A 24,983-nucleotide genomic window follows, 5' to 3' on the forward strand; every position below is an offset into this window, starting at 1 on the left:
CAGCCCGGCCACTGAGCGCCACTAAGCGCCACCGAGCTCAGTGCCCGCGCAGGATTCGCCGCTTCTCTTCGGCGAACTCCTGCTCGGTCAGCGCTCCCGAATCACGCAGCGCCGTTATCGTTTTGAGCTGCGCGATCCGGATCCCCTCGCCCTCCGGAACGAACCGACCGTGGCTGACGTCTGCTCCCGTGTCGGTCGTCTCCACCGACGGGCTTCGACGGGGCGCCGCCCACAGCCGGCCTGCGATCAGATTCACCAGCCCCAGGACGAAGATCACCGGAAACACCCACAGCAGCGCCGAGTGGCCGGCAGGTTTTCCGAAGGCCAGCCGCGGAGCGATGTAGGCGCCGACCTGCCCATCGGTGACGATCTGGTAGTCACCGGCCTCGGCCACGTTTATCCGCCACAACCGGCGCCGGCTGTCGTTGTTGACCGTGGTGGTCATCCCGATGCTTTCCTCGAACTCCGGATCGGGCACCCCATCCGGTGGTGTCACCGTCACGCTGATCGGTGGGACCGGCAGTCCGCCGCCAGTGGGACTTGAGATGACCCGGGTGTGAAGATTGACCGTCACCTCGCCCGCCGGCAGATGCACCCTGCCCGAGCCCGGGATCGGCACTTCGCCATAGGCGTCGTAGCGGTCCAGCACAAAGACGTTGAGAATCAGCGCGACCACGAAGCCGATCACCCCAATGGTCATCAGGCCGGCTGTCACCACGAGCGGAATGCGCCCGATCGCCCGTTGTGCGCCCACTTACGGAAGTGTGCCACGGATTGCCGATGCCGCTACGGTCAGTGGTGGATATCGATGACGGTTTCGCCGGGGTCGGAGGTGGCCATGCCAGAGTCGAGTATCGTCGTCCGCCCCGAGCCCGGCGGCGCTCCCTCGAGTCGCTTGCAGGCGGCCGGGCTGGCCCATGCGACCGGTGTTTTCGCACAGCTCGCGGCGACGGTTCCGCTGCCCGCCGCCCCGCGGCCGATCGTCGTCGCCGACTACGGGGCCGCCACCGGTTACAACTCACTGCTTCCGATCGGGGCCGCCATCGCCGCGTTCCGACGGCGAACCCGGACCGACCATGCCGTGTTGGTGGTCCATACCGACCTGCCGGACAACGACTTCACGGCGCTGTTCACGACGCTGGCTGACGATCCCGACAGCTATGTCCGCAGGGACACCGCCAGCTTCCCCTCGGCGGTAGGACGCTCGTTCTACAGCCAGATTCTGCCCTCGCAGAGCGTCAATCTGGGCTGGACGTCCTGGTCGACCATGTGGCTGCGCCGGACCGCCGCGGAGCTGCCCGAGTTCTCCGATCACGTCCATGTCGCGCACACTGACGACGACGACGCGCGGCGCGCCTACGCCCGCCAGGCCTCCCAGGATTGGCATGACTTCGTGGCGTTCCGCGGCCGGGAGTTGAGTCCGGGCGGCAAGCTGCTGGTGTTGACCGCCGCCGTGGACGCTGCCGGCCGATCGGGCTACCAGCCGCTGCTCGATGCGATCGTCGCGGTCCTGGACGAGCAGGTGCACGACGGCACACTGACGCGGGATGAAGTGGCCCGCATGTCGATTCCGGTGCTCGGCCGCACTGAGAAGGAACTTCGTGCGCCGTTCGCCCCTGCCGGGCGGTTCGAGTCGCTGACGATCGAGCGGCTGGAGGTGTTCGACGCCGAGGACCGGTTCTGGGACCGATACCTGCTGGATGGCGACGCGGCTGCGCTCGGCACCCACTGGGCCGCCTTCGTCAGCGCCGCCGTCTTCCCCACGCTGGCCTCTGCCTTGGCCGGCGGCCCCGACGATCCGCGCGCAGCCGACTTCGTGCGTCACTTGGAAGCCGGCGTCGCCGCCCGGCTCGCGAGCCACCCCGAGCAGGTGCAGATCCCGCTGGCATTGATCGTTCTTGCCAGGCAGCGCTAAGGGCTGACGGGGATCTCGGCGGTTTCCGACGGCGAGCTCTCGGGAATCTCGGGCACGGTCGGCGGTATCGGTTCGGGGCTGGGAGCGAACGCCGGGGGCGGCTCGAAGGTCGCTGGCGGTGAGGTTGTCGTCGTCGACGACGAGACCGTCGTCAGCTCGCTGGTGCCCGGTCCGGTGTCGGCGGCACGCCGCAGCACCAAAACGGCAACCGTACCCAGCAACATCGCGACCAGCGCAGCCAAGAGCACCACCGGGACCGGCCTTCGATACCACTCCACGCCACGCCCGGCACCGATCACTTCGGGTTCCGGCGCGGCGAGCTGCGGCGGCGCGGCGGGTGCCGGGCTCGCCGGCGGCGGCGGAGTCACCAACGGTTGCAACCCCGCCTCAGGGACGCTGTCGGGCACCGGTGGTGGAGCATGCTCCGGTGGCGGCACCGACTCCGGGAACGGCGGCGGCGCCACGGTCGGCGGCGCCTTCTTCGGAACGGCCACCACATTGCCGGCAACGCTCAGCGCGGCCCCGATCGCCGCCGTCAGCTGTGGTCGCGGCGAGCTGATTACGGCGACCCCGAAGCGTTGCGACAGACCGGTCGTGACCGACGGCATGTTCGCTCCGCCGCCGACGGAGACGATCGCCGACAGCGCATCGGGACCGATTTCGTTGTCGGCCAAGGTGTTCTGCAGGACGGTGAAAAAGCCCTCGAGCGGCTGGCGCAGCGCCTCGTCGAGTTCGATACGGGTCAGCCATACGCCGCCGTGGAACCCCGCGAGTTCGGCCACCGTCTCAGATGACAGTTGCTCCTTGGCGTCACGGCACTGGCTGCGCAGCCGGGTCAGCGACCCCACCGTCGGAGGCCCGTCGCCGTTGCCACCCAGATCGGCCACCACGTGATCCAGCAACGCCTGGTCGATCACGTCGCCGGAGAAGACGGTGCTGCGCCGGGTGGCACTGATCGGTTCGAAACCGCGCTCCGCGTCGACGAGGGTGACGTTGGTTCCGCTCCCCCCGAAGTCGCACACCGCGATGATCCCGTGCTCGGGCAGGCCCGGATTCGCTTGCAGCGCAGTCAAAGCAGCCGTCGCGTCGGAGACCAGCGACACCGGATGCTGCGCCCATTCCGAAACCCGTGCCAGCGCGGTGCGCAGCGCCCCGACGGCGTCGCGTGACCAATGCGCGGGGTAGGTGACCGCTACCGCGGGCGGGATGGGACGTCCCTCGGTCACCGCATACGCCAAGGCGTGCAATCCATCTGCGAGCAGTTGCTCGGCACGGTGGGTCGATCCGTCGCTCGCCACCACGGGCCCGCCGCCGCCGACGCGATCCACGAAATCGGTCACTACGAGTCCACGGTCGTGCAGTTCGGAACTCACTGCGGAGTTCTCCGACGGCATGCCGATCTGGGAGGGCCGATCCCGGAACAGCGTCAGCACGGGCCGACGGGTGATCGCGCGATCGGCGGTAACCGCCGCTAATGTGGTCGCCCCGACGGACATCCCCAACGCGGGGCCTGTCTCTTGCGCCATGCTGTCCCATCCACGGTGTCATCCGGCGGTCAGAGCGCACCGGTCCGCGCAATTTTATCGATGAATGTTCGATATATCCGGTATTGCAGCGCTGTTGGTGCGCCGGAGAAGTCGCGCCGAGCGCTGCTGCCGACATTCGGCATCTGGTCGTATGCGAGCGCTGGGCCACCGCCCCTTGGCGTTGCCCGGTGCCGCGGCGCCGGCGCTTCCGCGAGCGTGGCCGGGGCGTTGCCGGGGGGTGCCGCGGTGGGCAGCCCCTACCGAGCGTTCGGCGCCGGGCCGGGCCGCCGGACTGCTCACGGGTTGGCTCTGCGACGTGTCCGTCGGCGCGCTGATCGCGTCGATGCTGGGGATTCACTACTCGCACTCCCTGTCGAGGGTGGCTTCAAAGTTTGCTCGGGAGGCATTGCCGGCGGTCATCTCGCTGACACCCGACGGTCACAAGCCGGTAACCGGAAGCCGCTTCTGAACCTATCTCAGTTGCGACTCAGATCCTGGATACGAGCTACTCAGCATGGTCCACGAGGTTCGGTCAGCTACCACCGAATATGTTCACTGCCTGGGGTGTCTGCTGCACACGGGGCGCTTCGTATGCCACCATGTACCGGTGAACCCACGACGGATCCTTCGCTCCCTCGGTGTTGTTCTGGCCCTGACTTGGCTGCTGCACAGCACCGTCGCCACCCCTCCCCCCGCCTTCGCGGATCCCTGTCCCGATGTCCAAGTTTTGTTTGCTAGAGGCACTGGCGAGGAAGTCGGCCTCGGTGAGACCGGGCAAGCATTTGTCAACTCACTACGGAACCGGCTGCCCGAGCGGCCCGTCGACGTCTACGCCATCGACTACCCGGCCACCAACGACTGGCCGACCGGCATTCAGGGCATCCGTGACGCCACCGCGCACATCGAGGCCACCGCGGCGAATTGCCCCAAGACCAAGATGGTGCTCGGCGGCTTCTCGCAGGGCGCCGCAGTGATGGGTTTCTCGACCGCTAGCGTCATCCCGGACGGGGTGGAAGGGGTCGACATACCACGGCCGATGCCCCCGGAAGTGGCTGACCACGTCGCCGCTGTGGTGCTCTTCGGCACGCCGAACGAGCGGGCGATGAATTTCCTCGGCCAACCGCCCCTGGTCATCGGCCCGGCATACACCGCCAAGACCATCCAGCTGTGTGCGCCCGAGGACCCGGTCTGCTCCGAGGGACTGAACTTCTCAGCGCACGCTCCCGGCGCCTACGATGGCATCGCGGACGAGGGCGCGGCGTACGCGGCAAACCGGCTTTAACCTCCGTTTTCGCTCCACGCGGCCGACTTTGCGGTTTGCTGATCGGCGACCCGCAGGCCAGTGGCACCAGCGAGACATGTCAGCATTTGAGGATGACTTTGCGTAACACTGTTCGCACCTTCGCTGCCGCGGTGACGCTCACCGGAGCCTTGGTGGCCGCGCCGGCCGGCCTTCCCCTCGCAACCGCAGAGCCTTGCCCGGACGCCGAAGTGGTGTTCGCCCGCGGCTCCGGTCAGCCCGTCGGGCTCGGTGACGTCGGTGACGCTTTCGTCGGCTCGTTGCAGGAGCAACTGGCGGGCGTCAACCTCAACGTCTACCCGGTCGAGTACCCGGCGAGCACCGACTACCGCAACAGCGCGGTGCTCGGCGAGAGTGACGCCACCGCCCACATTCAGGCGACGGTCGCCAACTGCCCCAAGACCAAGCTCGTGCTCGGCGGATACTCCCAGGGCGCCAGCGTCATCGCAATGTCCAGTAATGCCCTGCCGGCGCCGGTCGCCAACCACGTGGTCGCGGTGGCCCTGTTCGGCCCGCCGTCGAGCCCGTACTCCACCTCGTTGTGGGGCGGTCCCCTGCCGGTCCTCGCCTCGTCCTACCGCCCGAAAACCATCGACTTCTGCCTGACGGGCGACATCTACTGCGAAGACAGCGGCAGCGTCGTCCCGCACCTGATGTACGTGCAGGACGGCAAGACCGTGGAGGCCGCGACATTCGTGGCGAGCCGGCTCACGGCCGGCCAGAGCGTCAACTAGAACCGCTCGGCCGGACCGGCACCGGCCGGCACGGGTTCAAGGCGGCGTCGTTCGGTCAGAACAGGGTCGGGATGCGCGCATCGATCAGATGCGGCCCCGGTTCTGCGACGGCGCGGCGGAACTGTTCGGCGAGTTCCTCGCAGGTGGTGGCCACCGTGGCCGGCACCCCGAAGCCCTCGGCGATCTTCGCGAAGTCCATGTTCGGCCGCGACAGGTCGAGCAGATCGTTAGCTTTCGGGCCGCCTCCCTCAGCGCCCACCCGGGCTAGCTCCAGGCGCAGGATCGCATACGAGCTGTTGTTGATCAGCACCGTGGTGACGTTCAGGTTCTCGCGGGCCATCGTCCACAGCGCGGAGATGGTGTAGGCCGCACTGCCGTCGGCCTGCAGCGCGATCACCGGCCGGTCCGGTGCGGCCACGGCCGCACCCAGCGCGACCGGCAGCCCCTGCCCGATCGCCCCGCCGGTGAGCGTGAGCACGTCGTGGCGTGGTGACCCGGCGGTGGCCGCGGGCAGCATCAGGCCCGAGGTGTTGGACTCGTCGGAGATGATCGCGTTGTCGGGCAGCAGCGCGCCGATCACCTGCACCCAGTTCTGCGGGGTCAGCTGACCGCTCGGCAGGTCGGGAACGGCCGCGGGCGCGGGCCGCGGCTGCACCCCGGCAGCCACCGCTTCGGCCAACTGTTCCAGCGCGGCCACCACGTCGGTCTCGAGGCCGGCCAGGTTGTGCACGACGCAGCCCTCGGGAACCAGGTCGCTGGCCTTGCCGGGATAGGCGAAGAACGACACCGGAGCCCGGGTGCCGGCCACCACCAGGTGCTTGATGCCGTCGAGTTGGAACGCGGCCTGCTCGGCCAGGTAACCAAGCCGGTCGATCGCCGGGACCCCTGCCCCGCGGACGAGCCGGGCCGGGAAGGTCTCGACCAGAGCACGCGCCCCGGTTGCGGCGACGATCCGATCGGTGGCCTCCAATGCGCGCACATCGGCGACAGCGGGCCCGCCGATCAGGATCGCCACCGGCTCGCCGCTGCCCAGCACCGCGGCGACGTCGGAGACGGCCTGTGCGTCGGGGGCGGCCGCGGGAACCGGTTCGACCGGTCCGGCCGCCTGCGCCCCGTCTTCCCAGGAGATGTCGGCGGGCAGAATCAGGTTGGCCACCTGCGCCGGGCTGGCCATCGACTCTGCGACCGCTTCGGCGGCATCGCGCCCGAGGTCGTCACCGGAGTTGGTGCGGCGCACCCAGCCGTGAGTCCAGTCGGTCAGGGGCTCGATGTCGGATTCCAGCGGTGCGTCGTACTTCTTGTGGTAGGTGGCGTGGTCCCCGATGACGTTGACCACCGGCACGTGCGCGCGGCGGGCGTTGTGCAGGTTGGCCAGGCCATTACCCAGGCCGGGCCCCAGGTGCAGCAGGGTGGCGGCCGGCTTTGCGGCCACCCGGGCGTACCCGTCAGCGGCTCCGGTCACCACACCTTCGAACAGGCACAGCACCCCGCGCATCTGCGGCACCGAGTCCAGGGCGGCCACGAAATGCATCTCCGAGGTACCGGGGTTGGCGAAGCAGACCTGCACTCCGCTGTCGACCAGGGTGGCGATCAGGGCCTGTGCTCCGTTAGTCATGTGGTTGCCTTTCTTCATGGGCACCGAAGTACGCGGGATGGGCGCGATCTTCCGCCTATAGAAGCACGCCCGGATTGAGGATCCCGGCGGGGTCGAAGGCCTCCTTGATCCGGCGCATCAGCGCAATCTTTGTCGGGTCCTCCAGCTCCAGGAAATGCTGCGTCTTGACGCGTCCCAGACCGTGCTCACCGGAGATGGCACCGCCGAGGTCCATCGCGGCCGCGAAGATGTCGTGCAGCAGCCGGTGGCGGACCTCGTCGTCTGCGCAGAACACCGCCAGGTGGACGTTGCCGTCACCGGCATGCCCGCAGCCGACCACACCGGCCCCGGCCGCCTGGGCGAATCCCTGTGCCTTGGTGAGGAACTGGTGCATCTCGGCCCGCGGGACCACCACGTCGATGACGTCGTGGGCACCGGCGGCCTTGGCCGTCCAGAACGCCTTCTCGCGGGCCTCGATCAGGGCATGCGCTGAATTGCCCTCCAGCACATAGACATCCTCGGCGCCGAGCGTGGCGAGCAGTTCGCCCAGCATGGCCACGTCGTCGTCGAGGCGCTCACGGTCTCGGTTCTCCACCCCCACCACCAGGTAGGCCTCGGCGCTCTCACGCACCGCGTCGGGGATCCCCAGGTTCAGGTTCTGCGAGTAGCTGATCGCCGCCAGGGTGAGCTTGTCGACGTATTCGAGGATCACCGGGTCCACTCCGCTGCGCACCACCGCGGGAACGGCGCGCATCACCGCGGGCAGATCGCGGAACGGCGCCAACAATGTGGCGGAGTGCCCGAGCCGAGGGTAGAGCCGCACGGTGACCTCGGTAGCCAGCGCGCAGGTGCCCTCCGAGCCGACGATCAGCTGAGTCAGGTCATAACCGGTGGACAGCTTCGTGATTCGCCCACCGGTGCGGATCAGCTCGCCGGTCGGCAACGCGGCCTGCAGGCCGAGCACATTATGCCGCGTCACCCCGTATTTGACCGCGCGCATACCGCCGGCGTTGGTACCTACGTTGCCTCCAACGCTGGCGGACAGCTCCCCGGGGAAGACGGTGTACATCAGCCCCGCCTCTGCCGTGGCGGTGTCGAGGTCGGCCAACGTGACGCCGGGTTGCACCACCGCAACCTGATTGTCGGTGTCGATCTCCAGGATCGCGTTCATCTGCTCGAAGGAGATCAGCAGTCCGTCGGGGCACGGCCGCGCGCCGGCCGACATGCCGGTGCCCGAACCGCGGGCGGTCACCGGAACTTTCGCCTCGGTTGCCGCGGCGAGCAACGCCGCAACCTGCTCGGCGGTCTGCGGGCGGGCGACGTAGCTCGGTGTCACCGGTGCTCCGACCAGCGCCTCGTCGTGGGCGTAGTCGGGGGCGATCTGCTCGCCGGTCAGCAGTGCGCCGGCCCCGACGATGTCGGCGAACTTGCGCGCGGCCGCAAGGGATGAGCTGTCTACCGTGGCCATCCGTCCCTACTTTCCAAATCCGGCGTCACGCAACGCCTGAGCCATCGACCCGCCTGCCGGTGCCGCATCCCGACGCCCGGCGCTGTTGCCGGGACGCCGCCCACGATTCTGCTTGGCGTTGTCACTGCGCGCAGCCGGTTTGGCACCTGGGCCCCCGGAGGATGCGGCGGGCTTGTCCGCCGGCTTGTCCCCCAGTCGCAGGGTCAGCCCGATGCGCTGGCGTTCGACGTCGACATCGACGACTTTGACCTTCACCACCTGGCCGGAGCGCACCACCTCGTGCGGGTCGGAGACGAAGCGGTCGGCCATGGCCGATACGTGCACCAGACCGTCCTGGTGCACCCCGACATCGACGAAAGCTCCGAAGGCCGCGACATTGGTGACCACCCCTTCCAGCACCATGCCCACCTTGAGGTCGGCCACCTTCTCCACGCCCGCGGCGAACGTCGCGGTGGAGAACGCCGGCCGCGGGTCCCGACCGGGCTTCTCCAGTTCAGCGAGGATGTCGGTGACGGTCGGTACCCCGAACCGGTCGTCGGCGAAGTCGCCGGGTTGCAGCGATCGCAGCGTTCGTTCGTCGCCGATGATCTCGGCCAGCGAGACGCCCGAGCGGTCCAGGATGCGCCGGACCACCGGGTAGGCCTCGGGATGCACCCCCGAGGAATCCAGCGGGTCGTCGCCGTCGCGGATGCGCAGGAACCCGGCGCACTGCTCGAATGCCTTGGGGCCCAACCGTGGCACGTCGAGCAGGGCGGCCCGGTTGCGGAAGGGCCCGGCCTGGTCGCGGTGCGCCACGATCGCTTCGGCCAGCGACTCCGACACCCCTGACACCTTGGCCAGCAGCGGGGCCGAGGCGGTGTTGAGGTCCACACCCACGGCGTTCACCGCGTCCTCGACCACCGCATCGAGGCTGCGCGCCAGGGTTCCCGGTGTCACGTCGTGCTGGTACTGGCCGACGCCGATCGACTTCGGTTCGATCTTGACCAGTTCGGCCAACGGATCCTGCAACCGTCGCGCGATCGACACCGCCCCGCGCAGCGTCACGTCCAGGTCGGGAAGCTCATGGGCGGCATAGGCCGACGCCGAGTACACCGACGCGCCGGCCTCACTGACCATCGCCTTGACCGGTGCCGGGGCGCCGGCCGCCTTGAGGTCGGCGATCAACTCGGCGGCCAAGGCGTCGGTCTCGCGCGACGCGGTGCCGTTGCCGACCGCGATCAGGTCCACACCATGGCGGGCCACCAGTGCGGCCAGCGCCGCCTTGGCCTGATCCCACTGCTTCTGCGGTTGGTGCGGGAAGATCGCGCAGGTGTCGACGACCTTGCCGGTGCCGTCGACGACGGCGACCTTCACCCCGGTACGAAAGCCCGGGTCGAGACCGAGTGTGGTGCGGTTGCCCGCCGGCGCCGCCAACAACAGGTCTTTGAGGTTCTTGGCGAACACCGCCACCGCGTCCTGCTCGGCACGCTGGCGCAACCGCATCCGGGCCTCGACGGCCGCCGAGAACGCCAGTCGGGTGTCCCATGCCCACCGCACGGTGTCGGCCAGCCAGGGCGTGGCCGGGCCGGGCGCGGTCATGTTCACGCCCAGCGATTTGGCGACCATCGCCTGGTAGGGCTCGTTGTCGCCACCGTCGAAGGCCAGCGCCAGGGCGTCTTCCTTCTCGCCGCGCAACACGGCCAGCACCCGGTGCGACGGCATGGTCTCCAACGCTTCACTGAACTCGAAGTAGTCCCGGAATTTTTGTGCCGCAGCACTTTTCGCTGCCTCTTCGGAGCGCGGCATGGTCCGCAGCGACCCTGCCGACCAGAACTTCTCCCGGACCGCGCCCACCAATTCGGCGTCCTCGGCGGCACGTTCGACCAGAATCGCGCGCGCACCCTCCAGTGCGGCCGCGGTGTCGGCGACCGCCTCTCCGGTGTACTCCGCAGCGAGCTGCTGGGGGTCCAGGGTGGGGTCGGCGAGCAGCCGGTCGGCCAAGGGCTCCAGGCCCGCCTCGCGCGCGATCTGCGCCTTGGTGCGGCGCTTGGGCTTGTAGGGCAGGTAGATGTCTTCCACGCGGGCCTTGGTGTCGGCCGACAACAGCGCGGCCCTGAGCTCGTCGGTGAGCTTGCCCTGCTCCTCGATTGAGGACAGCACCGCGGCCCGACGGTCGTCGAGCTCACGCAGGTAGCGCAGCCGCTCTTCCAGGGTGCGCAGCTGCCCGTCGGTGAGGCTGCCGGTGACCTCTTTGCGGTAGCGGGCGATGAACGGCACCGTCGCCCCCTCGTCGAGTAGCGCGACGGCCGCCGCGACCTGCCGTTCGGCTACTTCCAGTTCGTCGGCAAGGCGGGCATTCACCGGTTTGAGGGTCACGTTCGCGGTCACGCCGACGGACCCTACCGAACGCCGCTGACAGTTCCTGGGTGCGGCACGGCGCGACTTTTCACTGCGCGAAGGGCGGCTACGATGCCGTCCACGTCGGCCTCGGCCGAACATCGGTACCGACAGGATTACAACCGGTGAAGCACTCGACGGCCGGCTCTATCCACAGTTGCCCGATTCATCCACAGACAACAATTTGACCTCCGATATTCGAACATCTGTTCGATACATTGGAGACATGTCCGATCAGGTCCTTCCTCCCGCCGCAGCCGCCCGTGCGGCCATCCGCGCGGACCTGGCTCTGATCGACGACGCCCAGGCCCGGCTCCGTGGCGCTGACACCGACCTGGTCGGCAATGCGTTTCGCGTGGAAGTCGCCGAACACCTCGAAACTCAGCACCGCGTCAATCGCGGCTTGTCCTACCGCATCTTCGGCGAGATCGCCGACCCCGCCGACGGCGCCGAGGACCCCCGACTGCCCGCTGACACCAAGATCACGGACCTGCTGTGGTCGCGCCTGCGTATCACCCGGGCCGAGGTCCGACGCCGATTCCGCGTCGCCGCCCGGATCCGGCCGCGGCGCAACCTGACCGGACCGCCGGCCCCGCCGGAGCTTGCCGAAGTCGCCGCCGCTGTCGAGGACGGCCGTATCGGTGACGACCACATCAAGGCGGTCACCAAGGCCCTCGACGAACTGCCCGCGAAGGTCGCACCGGCCGATCGCGCGGCCGCCGAACGCACCCTGGTGCGCCACGCCTCCGAGCAGGACGCCGCCTTCGTGACCGCGATAGGGCACGCGATCGCCGATCACCTCAATCCCGACGGCAACTTCACCGACGAAGACCGGGCACGGCGGCGCAATCTCGTCCTGGGCCGCCAAGGCCCCGACGGGATGAGCTCACTGTCCGGCTGTATCGACCCCGAAACCCGCGCCTACCTCGAGGCAGTCACCGCCGCGGTTCGCCCCGGCCACCGCCAGCCCGAGGGCGCTCAAGAACGCGATACCCGCTCGTCGGGGCAACGCGACCACGACGCACTGAAGCTGGCCCTGCGCCATGGCATCGAGTCCGGTGCGATGGGCACTCACCGCGGTGTACCGGTGACGGTCATCGTCACCACCAAACTCGCCGACCTCGACCAGGCGGCCCGCGCCATGGCCAACCCGGAGATCCCGATGCCGGGACCTGCCCGCACCGGTGGCGGCAGCCGCCTACCGATGCGTGATCTGATCCGCATGGCAGCCAACTCGATTCACTACCTGGCGGTCTTCGACAACCACTCCGAGCGGCCGCTGTATCTGGGCCGCAGTAAACGGATCGCCACCCTGGATCACCGGATCATCTGCCACGCCCGCGACCGCGGTTGCACCAGACCGAACTGTCCGGAGCCCGGCTACCACTGCGAGGTTCACCATTCGACCGACTGGGCACGCGGCGGGCGCACCAACGCCGACGAGCTCTACTTCGCCTGCGGCGGCGACCACGGCGGTGCCACCCGTGGCGATCTAGAGACCGTGGTCACCGAGCAAGGTCGACTGGCCTGGACCGACGGCACCAGCCCACCACGCATCAACCACCTGCATCACCCGGAGGAACTGCTCGACGACGATCTCGACGACGGCCCAGATCCATAGCCGCGACCTCAGGTATCGCGGCCCGAACCGCGAGAAGATGGCACCGTGACGACCTACGCCGAGATCCGTAACAACGCACCGCTGTGGCCGGGCGTGATGGACCGCTCGCTGCTGGGCAACCGGCAGGCGCAAGCCGCGTTGTATCTGGCCGACATGGCCAAGCGGGGCAAGTGGAGCACGGTGATCCGGGAACTCGACCGCGGTGATCACGTGGTCGATACCAAGTCGTGGCGGCCCGGCGGCAAGACCTGGTTGACGGTGCTGCATCAGGCCGGCTGGCATGGCGCGTCTCCCGACGTGGCGACCTGGCTGATCGAGCAGGGTGCGCTGCGCTCGCAACCGGATGCCGCCGGTCGGACCGCCTATGACCTGGCCGTCGAGCACCAACGGTCGGCCGAACTGCTGGAGGTGCTCAAGCCTCCCCCGGCCGCCCTCGACCACGACCGGATCGCCGCGCTCAACACCCAGCTCACCACCGTGCTCGACGACCTGATCCAACACCTGTTTCGCGGCGGCGACCTGCGCCAGATGCTCCGCTATCCCCCGGTCGAGGTGCTGCACGAGCTGCCCGGAAAGCAACTGTGGTTCCCGGTGCCCTACCTGTGGGGCGGGTTTCGGATCGGTCTGCACGATAACGACATCGAAGTGATCGGCGGTTATCGAGAACTCGACCCGGTCGGCGATGTGCACGTCGCGACGGTCGGCTACCTCATCACACCCGAGGGGCCGTCGCAGGTTTACGAAGGCTACGAGTGACCGCTGATCTCGCGCAACTGTCCCTTGGCGATCTTGCCGCCGGATGAGCGCGGCAACTCGTCGATGACGACAAGGCGTTCCGGCAACAGCTCTTTGGACACCCCGAGCGCCAGCAGGTGTTCGACAAGCTCGGCCAATTCCAAGGTGCCGGCGCCCGCGCGCGCCACCTCCGCGAGTTCGGCGTAGACGCACACCTTCTCGCCGAACACCTCGTCGCGCATCGGCACCGCGGCGGCCACCGCGATCGCCGGATGGGTCATCACCGCGTCTTCGACCTGGGCGGCGCTGATGTTCTTGCCGCCGCGCAGAATGAAATCCGACGTCCGGCCGGTGACGCTGAGATAGCCGTCGGCGTCGATCTCGCAGATGTCGCCCATCCGCATCCAGCCGTCGGCGGTGAACAGCTTGTCGTGATCAACTCCGTTGAGATAGCCGAGGCTGGTGGCCGGGCCACGGCAGGCGGGCTGCCCCCGGCCGGTGTCGGTCACGTCGGTGTTGCCGTCCTCGCCGCCGAACAACCGGACCGCCATCTCGGGCACGATGCGCCCACCGGTGCGCAACCGCCGCTGCAACGTGTCGTCGAGCGTGGTGGCGCTGAGCACGCCGGTCTCATTGGATCCGTAGAACTGCAGGATTTTCGCGCCGGTCAGCTCCTCGAACTCCGCGGCCGGCCGGTAGGGCAACGCCTCGCCGCCGGTGAACACCACCCGCAACGAGCTCAAGTCGAACTCGCGGCTGGCCGGATCCGCCATCATCATGGTCAATTGAGTGCTGACACAGCACAATACGGTGACCCGATGACGAGCTATCGCGGCACAGGTCGCGGCTGCGGTGAAGCGGTCCAACAGGATTGCCGTGGCGCCGAGGTGGATCGGAGTGGTGTGGCTGGTCCAGAGCCCGAAGCCGAACGGCGTGGGAATGACGGGCAGGAAGACGTCGTCGTGACTCAACCGCCCGTTGGCGACGGCCAGCTGGTGAAAGTAGTGCCAACGGTTCTGGGTGTGCACCACACACTTGGGCAGCCCGGTGGTACCGGAGGTGGAGTTGATCAAGAAGACGTCATCGGCGCCGAGTTGCGGACCCGGTACGCCGATTTCGGCGGCAGCCTGCAGCTCATCGATGCTCAGCGTCGCGATCTCGAGTCCTGCCGCGGCGGCGTGCCGCTGCTCATCGGTGATCAGTAGCCGGGCCTGCGAAGCGGCCAGAATCGCAGCCACCTCACGAGTTCCGGCCCGGGCACCGATACCGACCACGATCGCCCCGCAGCGCTCGATCGCCACGAACAGCACATGGATGGCCACGGCATCGCGATGCCATACCGCGATCCGGTCTCCGGTGCGCACTCCGGCTCCGGCCAGCCGCGCCGCCAATGCGTCTGCCGCGGTGTCGAATTCCTGCCACGTCAAGCCCGCGCCGAGATAGTCCAGATAAGCGTCCCGGGCAGGGAATCGTCGGGCGTTGCGGCGCACCGCATCCGACAGCGTGGTCTGCGACCACCAGCCGACGGCGTGATACCGGGCGGCCTCGACGGCGGTGTAAGCCGGTGTATCCCAGTGAGGCACGGGCCGCCTCCGATCAGTCAGTAGATGTAGTCTTCGCCGCTCGCTCGCACGGTGATGTCACTGATACTGATGCCCCAGGGCTGGTCGATGACGTGCACCACCGCCTCGGCGAGGTCTTCGGGGGTGATCAGCCAGTACTTCACCGAGTCGATGTCGGTCTGCTCAGGCTCCAAGGTGCCCTCGGCGAACGCGGTGACCGACCGCATGTAGCTCTCACCGCGTGATCCCACGATGCCCATGATCGCGGAGCCGTTGACCACGCCGCTGCCGAGATTGGTGCCCAGCACACCGGTCGGCTTGACCGTGGTCACCTTGATCTTCCCCTTCGCCTCGCTGCGCAGCGAGTCCGACAGGACGGCGACCGCGGCCTTGGTCGCGCTGTAGACCCCCGAGCCGGCCACACCGGCGTTGCCGTAGATCGACGAGATGTTGACGACGTGGCCGCGGCCTTGGGCGATCATCTGGTCGTAGACGGCCGAAATGCCGTTCACCACGCCCTTGATGTTGATGTCGATCGCCCGGTGCCAGTGCTGCCAGGCCTTGTCGTGATCGGCGAAATAGGCCAGCGGCATCACGCCGGCATTGTTGACGATCACGTCCACCGCGCCGAAGGTCTGCACCGCGTGCTGCACGGCGGCCTTCATCTGCTCGATGTCGGTGACGTCGGCGACCTGATGGGTGCCCGACAGGCCGGCCGCGCGAATCCCGTCGAAGACGGCCGCAAGGTTCTCGGCGCCGATGTCGACGCCGACCACGTGGGCTCCGGCGGCGGCGCACTTCTCGGCGATCAGTTTGCCGAATCCACCGCCGGCACCGGTGATGACGACGACTTTATCCTTCAGGTGCTGCGACATAGTCGGCCAGTTTAGGTGGCCGCTGTCGCCCCGGGTGTCACCGCCCGATTTGCTCGGCGACAGGCCGGGCGTTCGAACGCCCGCCGACGGGATTGGAAGCTATGGTCACTTCGTGAAGCGTCGAACGGCACTGGGGCTCCCCCTTCTGCTGGCGGCGGGTCCCACTTTGAGCCGGCTCCCGCTCGCCGGCGCGGACCCCGGCCGGTGGTCGATCGACCGGGTTAATCGCTGGTATCAGGCGCAGGGTTGGCCGGTCGGCTCCAACTACATCACCTCCACCGCGGTCAATCAGCTCGAGATGTTTCAGCCGGGCACCTTCGATCTGCGGCGGATCGACTCCGAGTTGGGCTGGGCCCGATCGGCGGGGTTCAACACGGTGCGGGTGTTCCTGCACGACCAGCTGTGGGCCGCCGATCAGCGGGGCTTCCAGTACCGTCTGGGCCAGTTCGTGGCGGTCGCGGCCCGCCACCGCATCAAGCCGATGTTCGTGCTGTTCGATTCCTGCTGGGACCCGCACCCCAAGGCTGGGCCACAGTTGGCCCCGCGAGTCGGCATCCACAATTCGCGATGGGTGCAAAGCCCCGGTGCCGACCGACTGGGTGACCGCAACTACTACCGCACCCTGCGGGACTACGTCACCGGCGTGATGACCCAGTTCCGGTACGACGAACGGATCCTGGCCTGGGACCTGTGGAACGAGCCGGACAACATGGCCCGCGAATACAGCGCCGTCGAACGGTCGGACAAGCTGGATTACATCAGCGACCTGCTGCCGCAGGTGTTCAGTTGGGCCCGGTCCGTCGATGCGCGTCAGCCGCTGACCAGTGGGATCTGGGAGGGCTCGCGTCAGGGCAGCACGATCGTCAACACCCAACTGGGCAGCTCCGACGTCATCACGTTCCACTCCTACGACAAGCCGGCCACATTCAGTGACCGCATCGCCGAATTGGCGCCCCTGGGCCGGCCGATAATGTGCACCGAGTATCTGGCTCGTACCCGCGGCAACACCATCGACGGGATTCTGCCGATCATGAAGCGCCACAATGTGGGCGCCTACAACTGGGGCTTCGTCGCCGGGCGAACCCAGACCTACCTGCCGTGGGACTCCTGGGACAATCCCTACACCGCCGAGCCGCAGGTCTGGTTCCACGATCTGGTGCAACCAACCGGGCGCGCATACCGGAATCTGGAGATCCTGACGATCAGCAACCTCACCGGCCGCTGACCGGCAACGTACCCGGCACGCCACCAGGGAATCGGGCGATGTTGGCGCTACCGGCTGATAGCGGCGCGGTTCAGTGATGAAATCATGGGCGGCAATGTCGTGGTGAGGAGTCGGTGATGAGCGAGACCGCGTCGGGTCCGCGGGCTGGGTCACGGGTGGGGCGTTATCTTCTCAAACAACTGCTGGGACGCGGCACCACCGGTTCGGTCTACGAGGCGGTCGACACACACAAGGACCGCACCGCCGCGCTCAAACTGCTGGCGCCGGCGTTGGGCGGGAATCCGGCGTTCCGCGAGTGGCTGCAGCGCGAGGTGCTGGTCGTCGGTCGGGTGCAGGAACCGCACGTGGTGCCGGTTCGCGACTACGGCGAACTCGACGGCCAGGTGTTCATCGATATGCCGCTGGTGGCCGGTGACGACCTGGCCGCGGTGCTGAAGCGCAACGGGGTGCTGCCTCCCTCACGTGCGGTGAACGTGGTGTGGCAGGCGGCCTCGGCCCTGGATGCCGCGCACAGCGCCGGGGTCATCCACCGCGGCATCAAGCCGCGCAACATCCTGCTGACCAGTGATGATTTCGTCTATCTGGTGGATTTCGGATTGGCCGGCGCCCCCGGTGCCGAGGCGGCCGATGCCGAGAACGCCGGTGCCCGCTGGAAGTACGCGGCGCCGGAGCTGTTCTCCGGCAGTGATTTCGGGCCGGCCGTCGACGTCTATGCGCTGGCATGTGTGCTCTACCAGTGCTTGACGGGTTCTCCGCCGTACCGCGCCGACAGCCTCAAGATGCTGGCCAACGCGCATCAGAACAAACCGATTCCGCGGCCCAGCCTTGCCGGCGCCACCATCCCGGCCGGCTTGGACGAGGTCGTCGCCAAAGGCATGGCCAAGGACCCGCAGGAGCGTTATGCCAGCGCCGCGGAGCTGGCGACCGCGGCCTATCAGGCGCTCAGCGCGCCCGACCAGCACCGGACGCTGCAGATCTATGAGACCAGCCAGCAGTCCACCCCGCCGCTGATCGAACCGTCACAGCCGAGCGCGCCGCCGGTGGCGGCGACCGAGGTGGCGGCGACCGAGGTGGCGGCGGCCGAGGTGGCGGCGGCCACCCCGCCGGTGCCCCCCGCTGCGGCGGCCGAGGATCCCCCGGCCCCGGTGCGCGAGGTGCCGGCGGTACCCGAGGTGCCGTCGACCACGCCGCCGGTCCCGCCCGCCCCGATTCCCGAACCTGTGACCGCGGGCCGTCCCGCCGGGCAGCCCGGCCTGCCGCGCGTCTCGACGGCCGCCGACGACTGGTTCAGTTCGTCACGACGACTGCGCCTGTACCCCGAGCCCGCCAAACGCAGGCTGCTGCTGCGGATCGGGGCGGCGCTGATCGTGGTCGTCGGGTTGATCGCCTGGATGACGAACCGATCGGGTTCTGACGAACTGGCCGCCGACGCCGACACCTCGCAAACCGCCGCGGGAGCGAGTCAGCCCACGACGACGGTGTCCTCGGCCGAGGCGCAGGCTCGCCTGCTCAAGCTGCTGCCGTCGGGCTATCCCCAGGATGCCTGTACGGCATCCGCGCCGTCGGGCGGGGCCATCGCCGAGGTGACGTGTGGCCGCAACACCGACCCCGGCGGTCCGCCGGCTGCGACCTACACCTTGTTCTCCGACGCCACTGCGCTGCGCCAGAGCTTCGACAACACCGTGCAGGCCACCACCGTCGTCAACTGCCCGGGCCGGATCCAGTCGCCGGGCGCCTGGCATCGCACCGCCACACCGGACAAGACCGCCGGAACACTGCTGTGTGGCATGCGGCAGGGGTCTCCCGTGCTGGTCTGGACCAATGACACCAACCTGGTGATCGGCTCACTGCGGACTGAGCGAAACACGCCCACCCTGGAGCAGTTCTACACCTGGTGGAGTTCGCACTCCTGACCGTCGATCCTGCAGAGGCCAATAAACGCGGCTGTCAAATCCGTTAGGATTTTCGACTTGGAGTCACTGCATCACCCGGCGGTTCAGCGAGGCTCGACGAAGGAGAGGCGAAGCGCCAACCGCCGCAGGAAGCCCGAGATCCAGTCGAACCGAGGAGTCAGCCAATAATGAAGTTCTTCACTACTGCCGTGGCAGCCGCAGGCGCGTTGGCCGCAGCCGGAGCCGTGACCGCCGCAACCGCCAGTGCGGACGGCGACGCCGCCCCCTCGACCCACCCGATCGGCACCCAGGGCACCGTGGAGAACGGCGGTGTCATCCAGGGCTGGACCGTCAGTGACCTGCGGCCCAGCTCCGACGCCATCCCCTACCAGCCGCGCGGCACCCTGTGGGAGGCCACCGCCACCGACGTGGCCATCCAGGGCAACGTCACCCCGGTGATCGCCAACCTCGGCGCGCGCTCAGCGAGCGGTCAGACCTACCCCGCGTTGTTCGGGGTGGCCACCGCGCAGGGCGTGAACCCGGCCAACCTGACGCAAGGCCAGAAGACCACCGGCAAGGTCTACTTCGACGTCACCGGCGACGCGCCCAACAGCGCGGTCTACCAGGGTGCCGGCCAAGACCTGCTGGTCTGGACCCCCGCCGCGCCGACCACACCGGCCGGCGGTTCGTCGGGCCCGGCGGCCACCGGTTCACAGCGGGCCTCCGGTCCGGCGGCCACCGGAACCAAGCCCGGCGCCGAGGGCGCCGCGGCCGCTACCGAGACCACGCCGGCTGCCGCCGGTAGCCAGGGAACCCCGCTGCCCGCGAGCAGCCAGGGCACCCCACTGCCGGCCGAGGCCGGCGGCACTTCCGCCGCGGCCAGCGACTCGGAGGTTCCGGCCGCCACGGGCACCTCGGGGTCACAGACCCAGGCCGGCGCGGGCAGCGCGGAAGCGGCGGCTCCCGCCAGCGGCCCGGCGCCGTCCTCGCAACAGACCCCGGGTACGCCGGCCCAGTCCGAGGCGTCGGCTGCCGCCGGCAGCTCGGGTACGCCGCTCCCCGCGGAGGCGCCCGGCGCGTCGACGACGGAAGCGACCGGCACGGCTGGTACCGCGGGTACCGGTTCGGAAGGCACCACGTCGGCCGGCGCCGGAAACCAGGGCACGCCGATTCCGGCCGCCACCGCCGGTACTCCGGCAGCCAACGGCGCGAACGGCTCGACCACGTCGAACTGACCGAAGTTCATCGCCAGTGCGGCCCGGCCTCGCTACCGCGAGCCGGGCCGCACTCGTTCCTGGGTAGCCTGGTCCCCAGCCCGTTACGATGCAGTACTTGAGTACCAATTTGTCGGCATGCAGCCGATTTGAGGAGACAGTCCCATGAAGTCCATCTCGACCGCCCTGGCCGCGGGAGCACTGGCCGCCGCGGGCGCCCTCAGCATCGGGATCGCCGGCGCGGACCCTGACCCGGCGCCCGCCCCTGTCACCCACCCGATCGGCACCCAGGGCACCGTTCCCGAAGGCCCCGGGGTGCATGGCTGGACGATCACCGATCTGCGCCCCAGCTCGGACGCTATCCCCTACCAGCCCCGCGGCGCCCTGTGGGAGGCCACCGCCACCGACGAGGCGATCCAGGGCACCGTTTTCCCGATCGTCGCCAACCTCAGCGCCCGTTCGGCCAGCGGCCAGAACTACCAGGCTTTGTTCACCGTGCCCACCGCGCAGGGCATCGCTCCGGCCGCCCTGACTCAAGGCCAAAAGACCAGCGGCAAGGTCTATTTCGACGTCACCGGCGACGCCCCGAACACCCTGGTGTACCAAACCGGCGGCGCGGACCTGATTCGCTGGGTGACCCCGGCTCCGCAGGCACCGGCGCCCGCCGGCGGCGCTCAACTCCCGGCGAGCGGTGGCAGCAACCGGGCCCCCGCTGCACCGGCTCGCCCCCCGGCGTCGCGGCCCGCGCAACCCGCACCGTCGGCTCCGCCGTCCGGCAGCTCGGGGACTCCGCTGCCCGAGGGCAGTTCCGGCACACCACTGCCCTGATTCAGCGGCTGCTCACAGCCCGAACTGGTCGTCGATCAGCCCGAGCCAGATCTGGGCCGCGTCAATGGCGACCTTCTCGCTGATGAACGCGTGCTGGGTCCCGGTGTAGATGTCTCGGAATGCTCGCTCGAGGCGGCTGCCTTCGCGGATCGCCGTGGTTCCGGCCGCCAGATGTGCCCACTCGGCGCAGCTTCTGGCGGTATCGGTGGCGTAGACGGCTGCCACCCGCATGTCGGCCCGCAGTAGTGGCGTCAGGTCTTCGCCTGCCGCGACGGCGGTTTCGGCTGTGGTGAAGGCCTCGAGCACCAGTAAGCGAGCGGCCCGCCACGCGGCGACGTGGTGTGCCAGATCCTTCTGAAACGTAGGACGGCTGGCCAACGCCGCCATGTCGCTCATCCGGTACTTGGTGGCTGCCAGCTCGGTCACGTCGTCGAGCATGCTTTTGGCCACACCGAGCGCCCAGGATGCGTGGCCCGCGGCGGTCACCGGCATCAGGCCCATCCGAGCTGCCGGCGAGGCTCCTCGAAGGGGGGAACGGCAGAACAGTGGAAAGGTCCGGCTCCCTGGTACGAACACGTCCTGGGCGCTGTAGTCGTAGGAGCCGGTTCCCTTGAGCCCCTGGACATGCCAGCCGTCGTTGAAGGAGATCTGCGCACGTGGGAGCACCGCGACCTGCATGTCGGGTATTCCGTCGCTGACCCAGCGCATCTCGCCGTCGTCCATCGGGAGGAAGCCGGCCGCCACATATTGGGAGTGGCCGATACCCGAGCCGAAGCTCCACGATCCGCTCAACCGGTAGCCGCCGTCGACGGCAACGCCCTGGCCGTTGGGGAAGTATTGGCCGCCCAGTGTGACGTGATTGTCGTGGGAAGTGAACACCTCAGCGAAACCGTCGTCGGGCAGGTACGCGGCCGCCGCGAACGACGAGGGCATGTTGGCGATACCAACCCAGCCGAATGAGCCGTCCTGCCATGCCATTTCGATCCAGGTCTCGATCATCTCGGCGAACGACGGCTCGGCGCCGCCGGCGGCGGCGGGATTGAACGCCGACATCAAGCCGGTGCGCCACATCTCGTCGACGATGGGATCGGTCAGCGTGCGACGCTGCTCGGATGCGACGGCCTCGGCCGCCACCAGCTCGCGCATGCCGCGCGCCAGCGCGGCAAGGCCGCCGGGCTTGCTCACCTGCGAAATCTCCCGGCGAATCCGCGCAGCGGCAGGTCCGCACTGGTCAGCAGGCCCGGCGGCGCCGCCACCACCGACTTGATCGCGTTGAGGGCGGGCAATCCGGTCACGGTCATGCCGATCGAGGCGAAGTTGTCCGGGTTGGAAAGGTCCACACCGGGTTTGGGAAAGATCATGTGCTTGTTGTAGACGCACGGATCGCCGGTGACCCGGGTGATGTAGCAGCCCTTGATGTTCCAGTTCGGCTCGGTGAACGGCGTCATCTGCCACTCCAGGTGCGTCTCCACCCGCGGCACGCCGTTGACCATGCCCTGGTACTTGATGTAGTTGCCGCCCAAGGAGCCCTTGGGCAGGGTGTACCAGCCCAGGTCGACGTCCCTTGTGCAGGCGCCCAATTCGTAGCTGAACGTGACCTCGTCGAGAGTCAGGTCGAAGCAGTCCGCCATCATCAACACACTGTCGGCGAACACCCGGGTGAACTTCTCCAGCTTGGCCGGGATCTCCGGATCATCCACCGGCTGGCCGTAGCCCACCTCGATCCAGGTGTCCTTGGAATGGTGGCAGGACACGTCCACCGACTCGATGGTGGTGATGTTCTCGATCTCGGCGACATCGGCCGAACACACCACGCCCAGAATCTGATTGACTCCCGGATTCATCCCGGTGCCGTAGAAGGTCGCACCGCCCTTCGCGCACGCCTCGGCCAGCAGCTGCGTCACCGGCTTGCCCGACGGGTGGGGGTGGTTGGTGTCGCGGTGCCAGCCGGTGATCCAGTCGGCTGTGGTGACGATGTTGATGCCCGCTTCCAGGATCGCGACGTAGAGGTCCTCGTCGGGGAACACCCCGTGAAACGTCAGGACGTCGGGCTTGGCGGCGATGATCTCTTCGACGCTCCCGGTCGCGATGACACCGTTGGGCGCGATCCCGGCCAGCTCGCCGGTGTCTTTGCCGATCTTTTCCGGCGAATAGCAGTGCACGCCCACCAGTTCGAGGTCGTCGCGGGCGGCGAACCGCCGGATCATCTCGGTTCCGACGTTGCCGGTGGCGACCTGGAAGACCCGGATGGGTGCGGCGGTTGTGTTCATGCGGTGGAACCTCTCTGCGCTGTGAGTTCAGCGACCTCAGCGGCACTGCCACCGATGCCGTCGGGATAGAACTGTTTGGCCCACTGCCGAATTGCGGTGAAGCCCTCGTATTCGGCGGTCGCCAGCGCCGGCGGATCCGAGTAGCGCTGATGCGACCAGATGTGGATGTCCTGTTCGAACTGGCGGATGACTTCACGCCCGAAATCGGCCGCCCGGGCCTCGGCCCGCGTCGGGTCGCCGGGTTTATGCGGCGGTCCCGGCTTCGCCTCTCCTCCGTCGGGCCTCGCCGAACCGCCGGACGGTGAGCGGCCGATGTAGACCATGAAGCGGACGTCGGAGGTGGAGTCGTCGACGGGCGTGATCGCCGAGATGGTGCGGTTGTCGATCATCCCCCAGCTCTTGGTAACCGCAATCCCCAAGCCGCCGTTGATGGCTTCCACGCCACTGTTGACGTCCTCGATCTTCTGGCCGTCGTCGCCTTCGAAGGTGATGGTGAAGTCGACGTAGGACACCGGTTCGGCGAAATCGTGCCGGGTGAAGACAGGCACGATGGGGGTCTGGTGCACGTACTTGAAGTGGGCGAAGTCCACCCCGTTCTCCAACACGTACTGCGGGTGCAGCTCAAGTCTCGAGCGGTACAGCCGCTGTTGCGGGTAGTAATCGGCGGCACTGCGATCGTCGAAGCTGGCGAAGACATCCGGTGCGTCGAAGAACGGCGCGCGCCCCTGCGCGTCGTTCCAGATGTAGACCGACTCGTTGCGTTCGGTGACCGGATAGGTGGTGATCCGTCGGCCGCGGTTGGGCTTGTCCTGGTATGGGATGCAGACGTTGCGGCCCTGGGAGTTCCACTGCCAGCCGTGGAACGGGCATTGCAGAACCTCGCCGTGAACGGTGCCGCCGAATCCCAGGTGCGCGCCGAGGTGTTCGCAGTAGGCGTTCATCACGGTGAGCTGACCCGACTCAGCCCGCCAGGCCACCATCTCCCGGCCGAAGTACTTCATGGTGTGAACATCGCCGATGCCGATCTCGTCGGACCAGGCGACTTGAAACCAGCCTGTCGGGTTCATCGACAACGGCGGTTTGGCCATGTCAACGTGTCCTCTCTGTGGTCTCCGAGCGGGCCGACTGTCGCAGCATAGTGCGCCTCGAAGAAGAATCATAGTGGGCACTATGTAAACGTTGTTAGGATTCCCCGGATGGCTCAATCAGAGACGCGGCGCAGCAATAAGCGGGGGCTGGCAACCCGCGAGGCGATGCTGGACGCCGCGGTGCGCTCGCTGGCCACCGGGGACCCCGGCGCGGTGTCGGCCAGCCGGATCGCCAAGGAGAGCGGCGCCACCTGGGGCGCGGTGCAGTATCAGTTCGGCGACGTCGACGGGTTCTGGGCAGCGGTGTTGCACCGCACCGCCGAACGCCGCGACGCCGCGATCTCGGCGTTCGGCAGCGTGAAATCGGATGCGCCGCTGCGGGAACGGGTCGCGGCCATCATCGACACGCTCTACGACGGGCTGGCGTCACCGGATTCACGCGCCATCGAGAACCTGCGCGCCGCACTCCCCCGCGACCACCGTGAATTGGAACGGCTCTACCCGCGCACCGCAGCCGAGTTGCACTCCTGGGGCAAGAGCTGGCTGACGACGTGCCATGCGGCCTTCGCCGATCTCGGCGTCGACCCCCAGCGGGTGCGGGAGGTGGCCGCGCTCATCCCGGGTGCCATGCGCGGGTTGGTCTCCGAGCGCCAACTGGGCTCCTATGCCGACCTGGACGAGGCCCGCCGCGGCCTGACCAATGCGCTGGCGGCGTATCTCGAGCAGTCCCGGCCCGGCTGAAATCGGGGGCTGCGCAAAT

Annotated in this window: 20 protein-coding genes; 10 read left to right on the forward strand and 10 right to left on the reverse strand. The window is 68.2% G+C overall.

Annotated elements, in window-relative coordinates:
- Positions 1–37: 37 nt before the first annotated feature.
- Complete coding sequence (locus N416_RS0102715; RefSeq protein ID WP_024440599.1) at positions 38–754, reverse strand: hypothetical protein; 717 nt, start codon at positions 752–754, stop codon at positions 38–40.
- A gap of 84 nt (positions 755–838) precedes the next feature.
- Between N416_RS0102715 and N416_RS0102720 the strand changes: the two genes are divergently transcribed.
- Entirely contained in the window at positions 839–1,915 is a 1,077-nt protein-coding gene (locus N416_RS0102720) for an SAM-dependent methyltransferase (protein WP_024440600.1), read from the forward strand.
- Here N416_RS0102720 and N416_RS24205 read toward each other — a convergent pair.
- Entirely contained in the window at positions 1,912–3,441 is a 1,530-nt protein-coding gene (locus tag N416_RS24205) for an Hsp70 family protein (protein ID WP_081654433.1), read from the reverse strand. The two genes, N416_RS0102720 and N416_RS24205, sit on opposite strands and share 4 nt — an antisense overlap.
- Positions 3,442–4,048: 607 nt before the next feature.
- Between N416_RS24205 and N416_RS0102735 the strand changes: the two genes are divergently transcribed.
- Positions 4,049–4,723, forward strand: a complete 675-nt coding sequence (locus N416_RS0102735; protein WP_024440603.1) for a cutinase family protein — start codon at positions 4,049–4,051, stop codon at positions 4,721–4,723.
- Positions 4,724–4,815: 92 nt separating this feature from the next.
- The gene (locus N416_RS0102740; RefSeq protein WP_024440604.1) at positions 4,816–5,475 is read left to right on the forward strand and encodes a cutinase family protein; all 660 of its coding nucleotides are present in this window, start codon (positions 4,816–4,818) and stop codon (positions 5,473–5,475) included.
- Between the two features lie 55 nt (positions 5,476–5,530).
- Here the strand turns inward: N416_RS0102740 and N416_RS0102745 are convergent, their stop codons facing one another.
- The 3 genes from N416_RS0102745 to N416_RS0102755 are packed head-to-tail and all read right to left on the reverse strand — an operon-like array spanning position 5,531 to position 10,904.
- On the reverse strand, positions 5,531–7,090 hold the full coding sequence (locus N416_RS0102745; protein WP_024440605.1) for an acetolactate synthase large subunit: 1,560 nt from the start codon (positions 7,088–7,090) through the stop codon (positions 5,531–5,533).
- A 55-nt stretch (positions 7,091–7,145) separates the two neighbouring features.
- The gene (locus N416_RS0102750) at positions 7,146–8,537 is read right to left on the reverse strand and encodes an FAD-binding oxidoreductase (RefSeq protein WP_024440606.1); all 1,392 of its coding nucleotides are present in this window, start codon (positions 8,535–8,537) and stop codon (positions 7,146–7,148) included.
- A 6-nt stretch (positions 8,538–8,543) separates the two neighbouring features.
- A complete protein-coding gene (locus tag N416_RS0102755) occupies positions 8,544–10,904 on the reverse strand; it encodes a Tex family protein (RefSeq protein WP_024440607.1) in 2,361 nt (786 codons plus the stop codon).
- Between the two features lie 235 nt (positions 10,905–11,139).
- Here N416_RS0102755 and N416_RS0102760 point away from each other — a divergent pair, with 235 nt between their 5' ends.
- Positions 11,140–12,534, forward strand: coding sequence for an HNH endonuclease signature motif containing protein (locus N416_RS0102760; RefSeq protein WP_024440608.1), 1,395 nt, complete (start codon positions 11,140–11,142; stop codon positions 12,532–12,534).
- A gap of 45 nt (positions 12,535–12,579) precedes the next feature.
- Positions 12,580–13,290: an ankryin gene (locus tag N416_RS0102765; RefSeq protein WP_024440609.1), complete on the forward strand. Its 711-nt coding sequence runs from the start codon at positions 12,580–12,582 to the stop codon at positions 13,288–13,290.
- Here N416_RS0102765 and N416_RS0102770 read toward each other — a convergent pair.
- Positions 13,281–14,852: a class I adenylate-forming enzyme family protein gene (locus tag N416_RS0102770; protein WP_024440610.1), complete on the reverse strand. Its 1,572-nt coding sequence runs from the start codon at positions 14,850–14,852 to the stop codon at positions 13,281–13,283. The genes N416_RS0102765 and N416_RS0102770 overlap by 10 nt on opposite strands.
- A gap of 17 nt (positions 14,853–14,869) precedes the next feature.
- On the reverse strand, positions 14,870–15,706 hold the full coding sequence (locus tag N416_RS0102775; RefSeq protein WP_024440611.1) for an SDR family oxidoreductase: 837 nt from the start codon (positions 15,704–15,706) through the stop codon (positions 14,870–14,872).
- A 112-nt stretch (positions 15,707–15,818) separates the two neighbouring features.
- Here N416_RS0102775 and N416_RS0102780 point away from each other — a divergent pair, with 112 nt between their 5' ends.
- The 4 genes from N416_RS0102780 to N416_RS0102795 all read left to right on the forward strand — a co-directional run bounded on the left by N416_RS0102780 (position 15,819) and on the right by N416_RS0102795 (position 20,865).
- A complete protein-coding gene (locus N416_RS0102780; protein WP_024440612.1) occupies positions 15,819–16,931 on the forward strand; it encodes a cellulase family glycosylhydrolase in 1,113 nt (370 codons plus the stop codon).
- Between the two features lie 116 nt (positions 16,932–17,047).
- On the forward strand, positions 17,048–18,844 hold the full coding sequence (locus tag N416_RS0102785) for a serine/threonine-protein kinase (protein WP_024440613.1): 1,797 nt from the start codon (positions 17,048–17,050) through the stop codon (positions 18,842–18,844).
- A gap of 167 nt (positions 18,845–19,011) precedes the next feature.
- On the forward strand, positions 19,012–20,058 hold the full coding sequence (locus N416_RS0102790; RefSeq protein ID WP_024440614.1) for an MPT63 family protein: 1,047 nt from the start codon (positions 19,012–19,014) through the stop codon (positions 20,056–20,058).
- Positions 20,059–20,202: 144 nt separating this feature from the next.
- The gene (locus N416_RS0102795; RefSeq protein WP_024440615.1) at positions 20,203–20,865 is read left to right on the forward strand and encodes an MPT63 family protein; all 663 of its coding nucleotides are present in this window, start codon (positions 20,203–20,205) and stop codon (positions 20,863–20,865) included.
- A gap of 12 nt (positions 20,866–20,877) precedes the next feature.
- On the opposite strand, the gene N416_RS0102800 is transcribed toward N416_RS0102795, so the two are convergent.
- From N416_RS0102800 to N416_RS0102810, 3 genes are read right to left on the reverse strand one after another with little or no spacing between them, the layout of a single operon-like run.
- Positions 20,878–22,011, reverse strand: a complete 1,134-nt coding sequence (locus tag N416_RS0102800) for an acyl-CoA dehydrogenase family protein (protein WP_046299945.1) — start codon at positions 22,009–22,011, stop codon at positions 20,878–20,880.
- Positions 22,012–22,046: 35 nt separating this feature from the next.
- The gene (locus N416_RS0102805) at positions 22,047–23,135 is read right to left on the reverse strand and encodes a dihydrodipicolinate reductase (protein ID WP_024440617.1); all 1,089 of its coding nucleotides are present in this window, start codon (positions 23,133–23,135) and stop codon (positions 22,047–22,049) included.
- Entirely contained in the window at positions 23,132–24,223 is a 1,092-nt protein-coding gene (locus tag N416_RS0102810) for a Rieske 2Fe-2S domain-containing protein (protein WP_024440618.1), read from the reverse strand. The genes N416_RS0102805 and N416_RS0102810 overlap by 4 nt, the downstream gene beginning before the upstream one ends.
- 108 nt (positions 24,224–24,331) lie before the next feature.
- Between N416_RS0102810 and N416_RS0102815 the strand changes: the two genes are divergently transcribed.
- A complete protein-coding gene (locus N416_RS0102815; protein ID WP_051190153.1) occupies positions 24,332–24,964 on the forward strand; it encodes a TetR/AcrR family transcriptional regulator in 633 nt (210 codons plus the stop codon).
- Positions 24,965–24,983: the final 19 nt, after the last annotated feature.

Source organism: Mycobacterium sp. UM_WGJ, from assembly GCF_000455125.1.
Lineage (GTDB): Bacteria > Actinomycetota > Actinomycetes > Mycobacteriales > Mycobacteriaceae > Mycobacterium.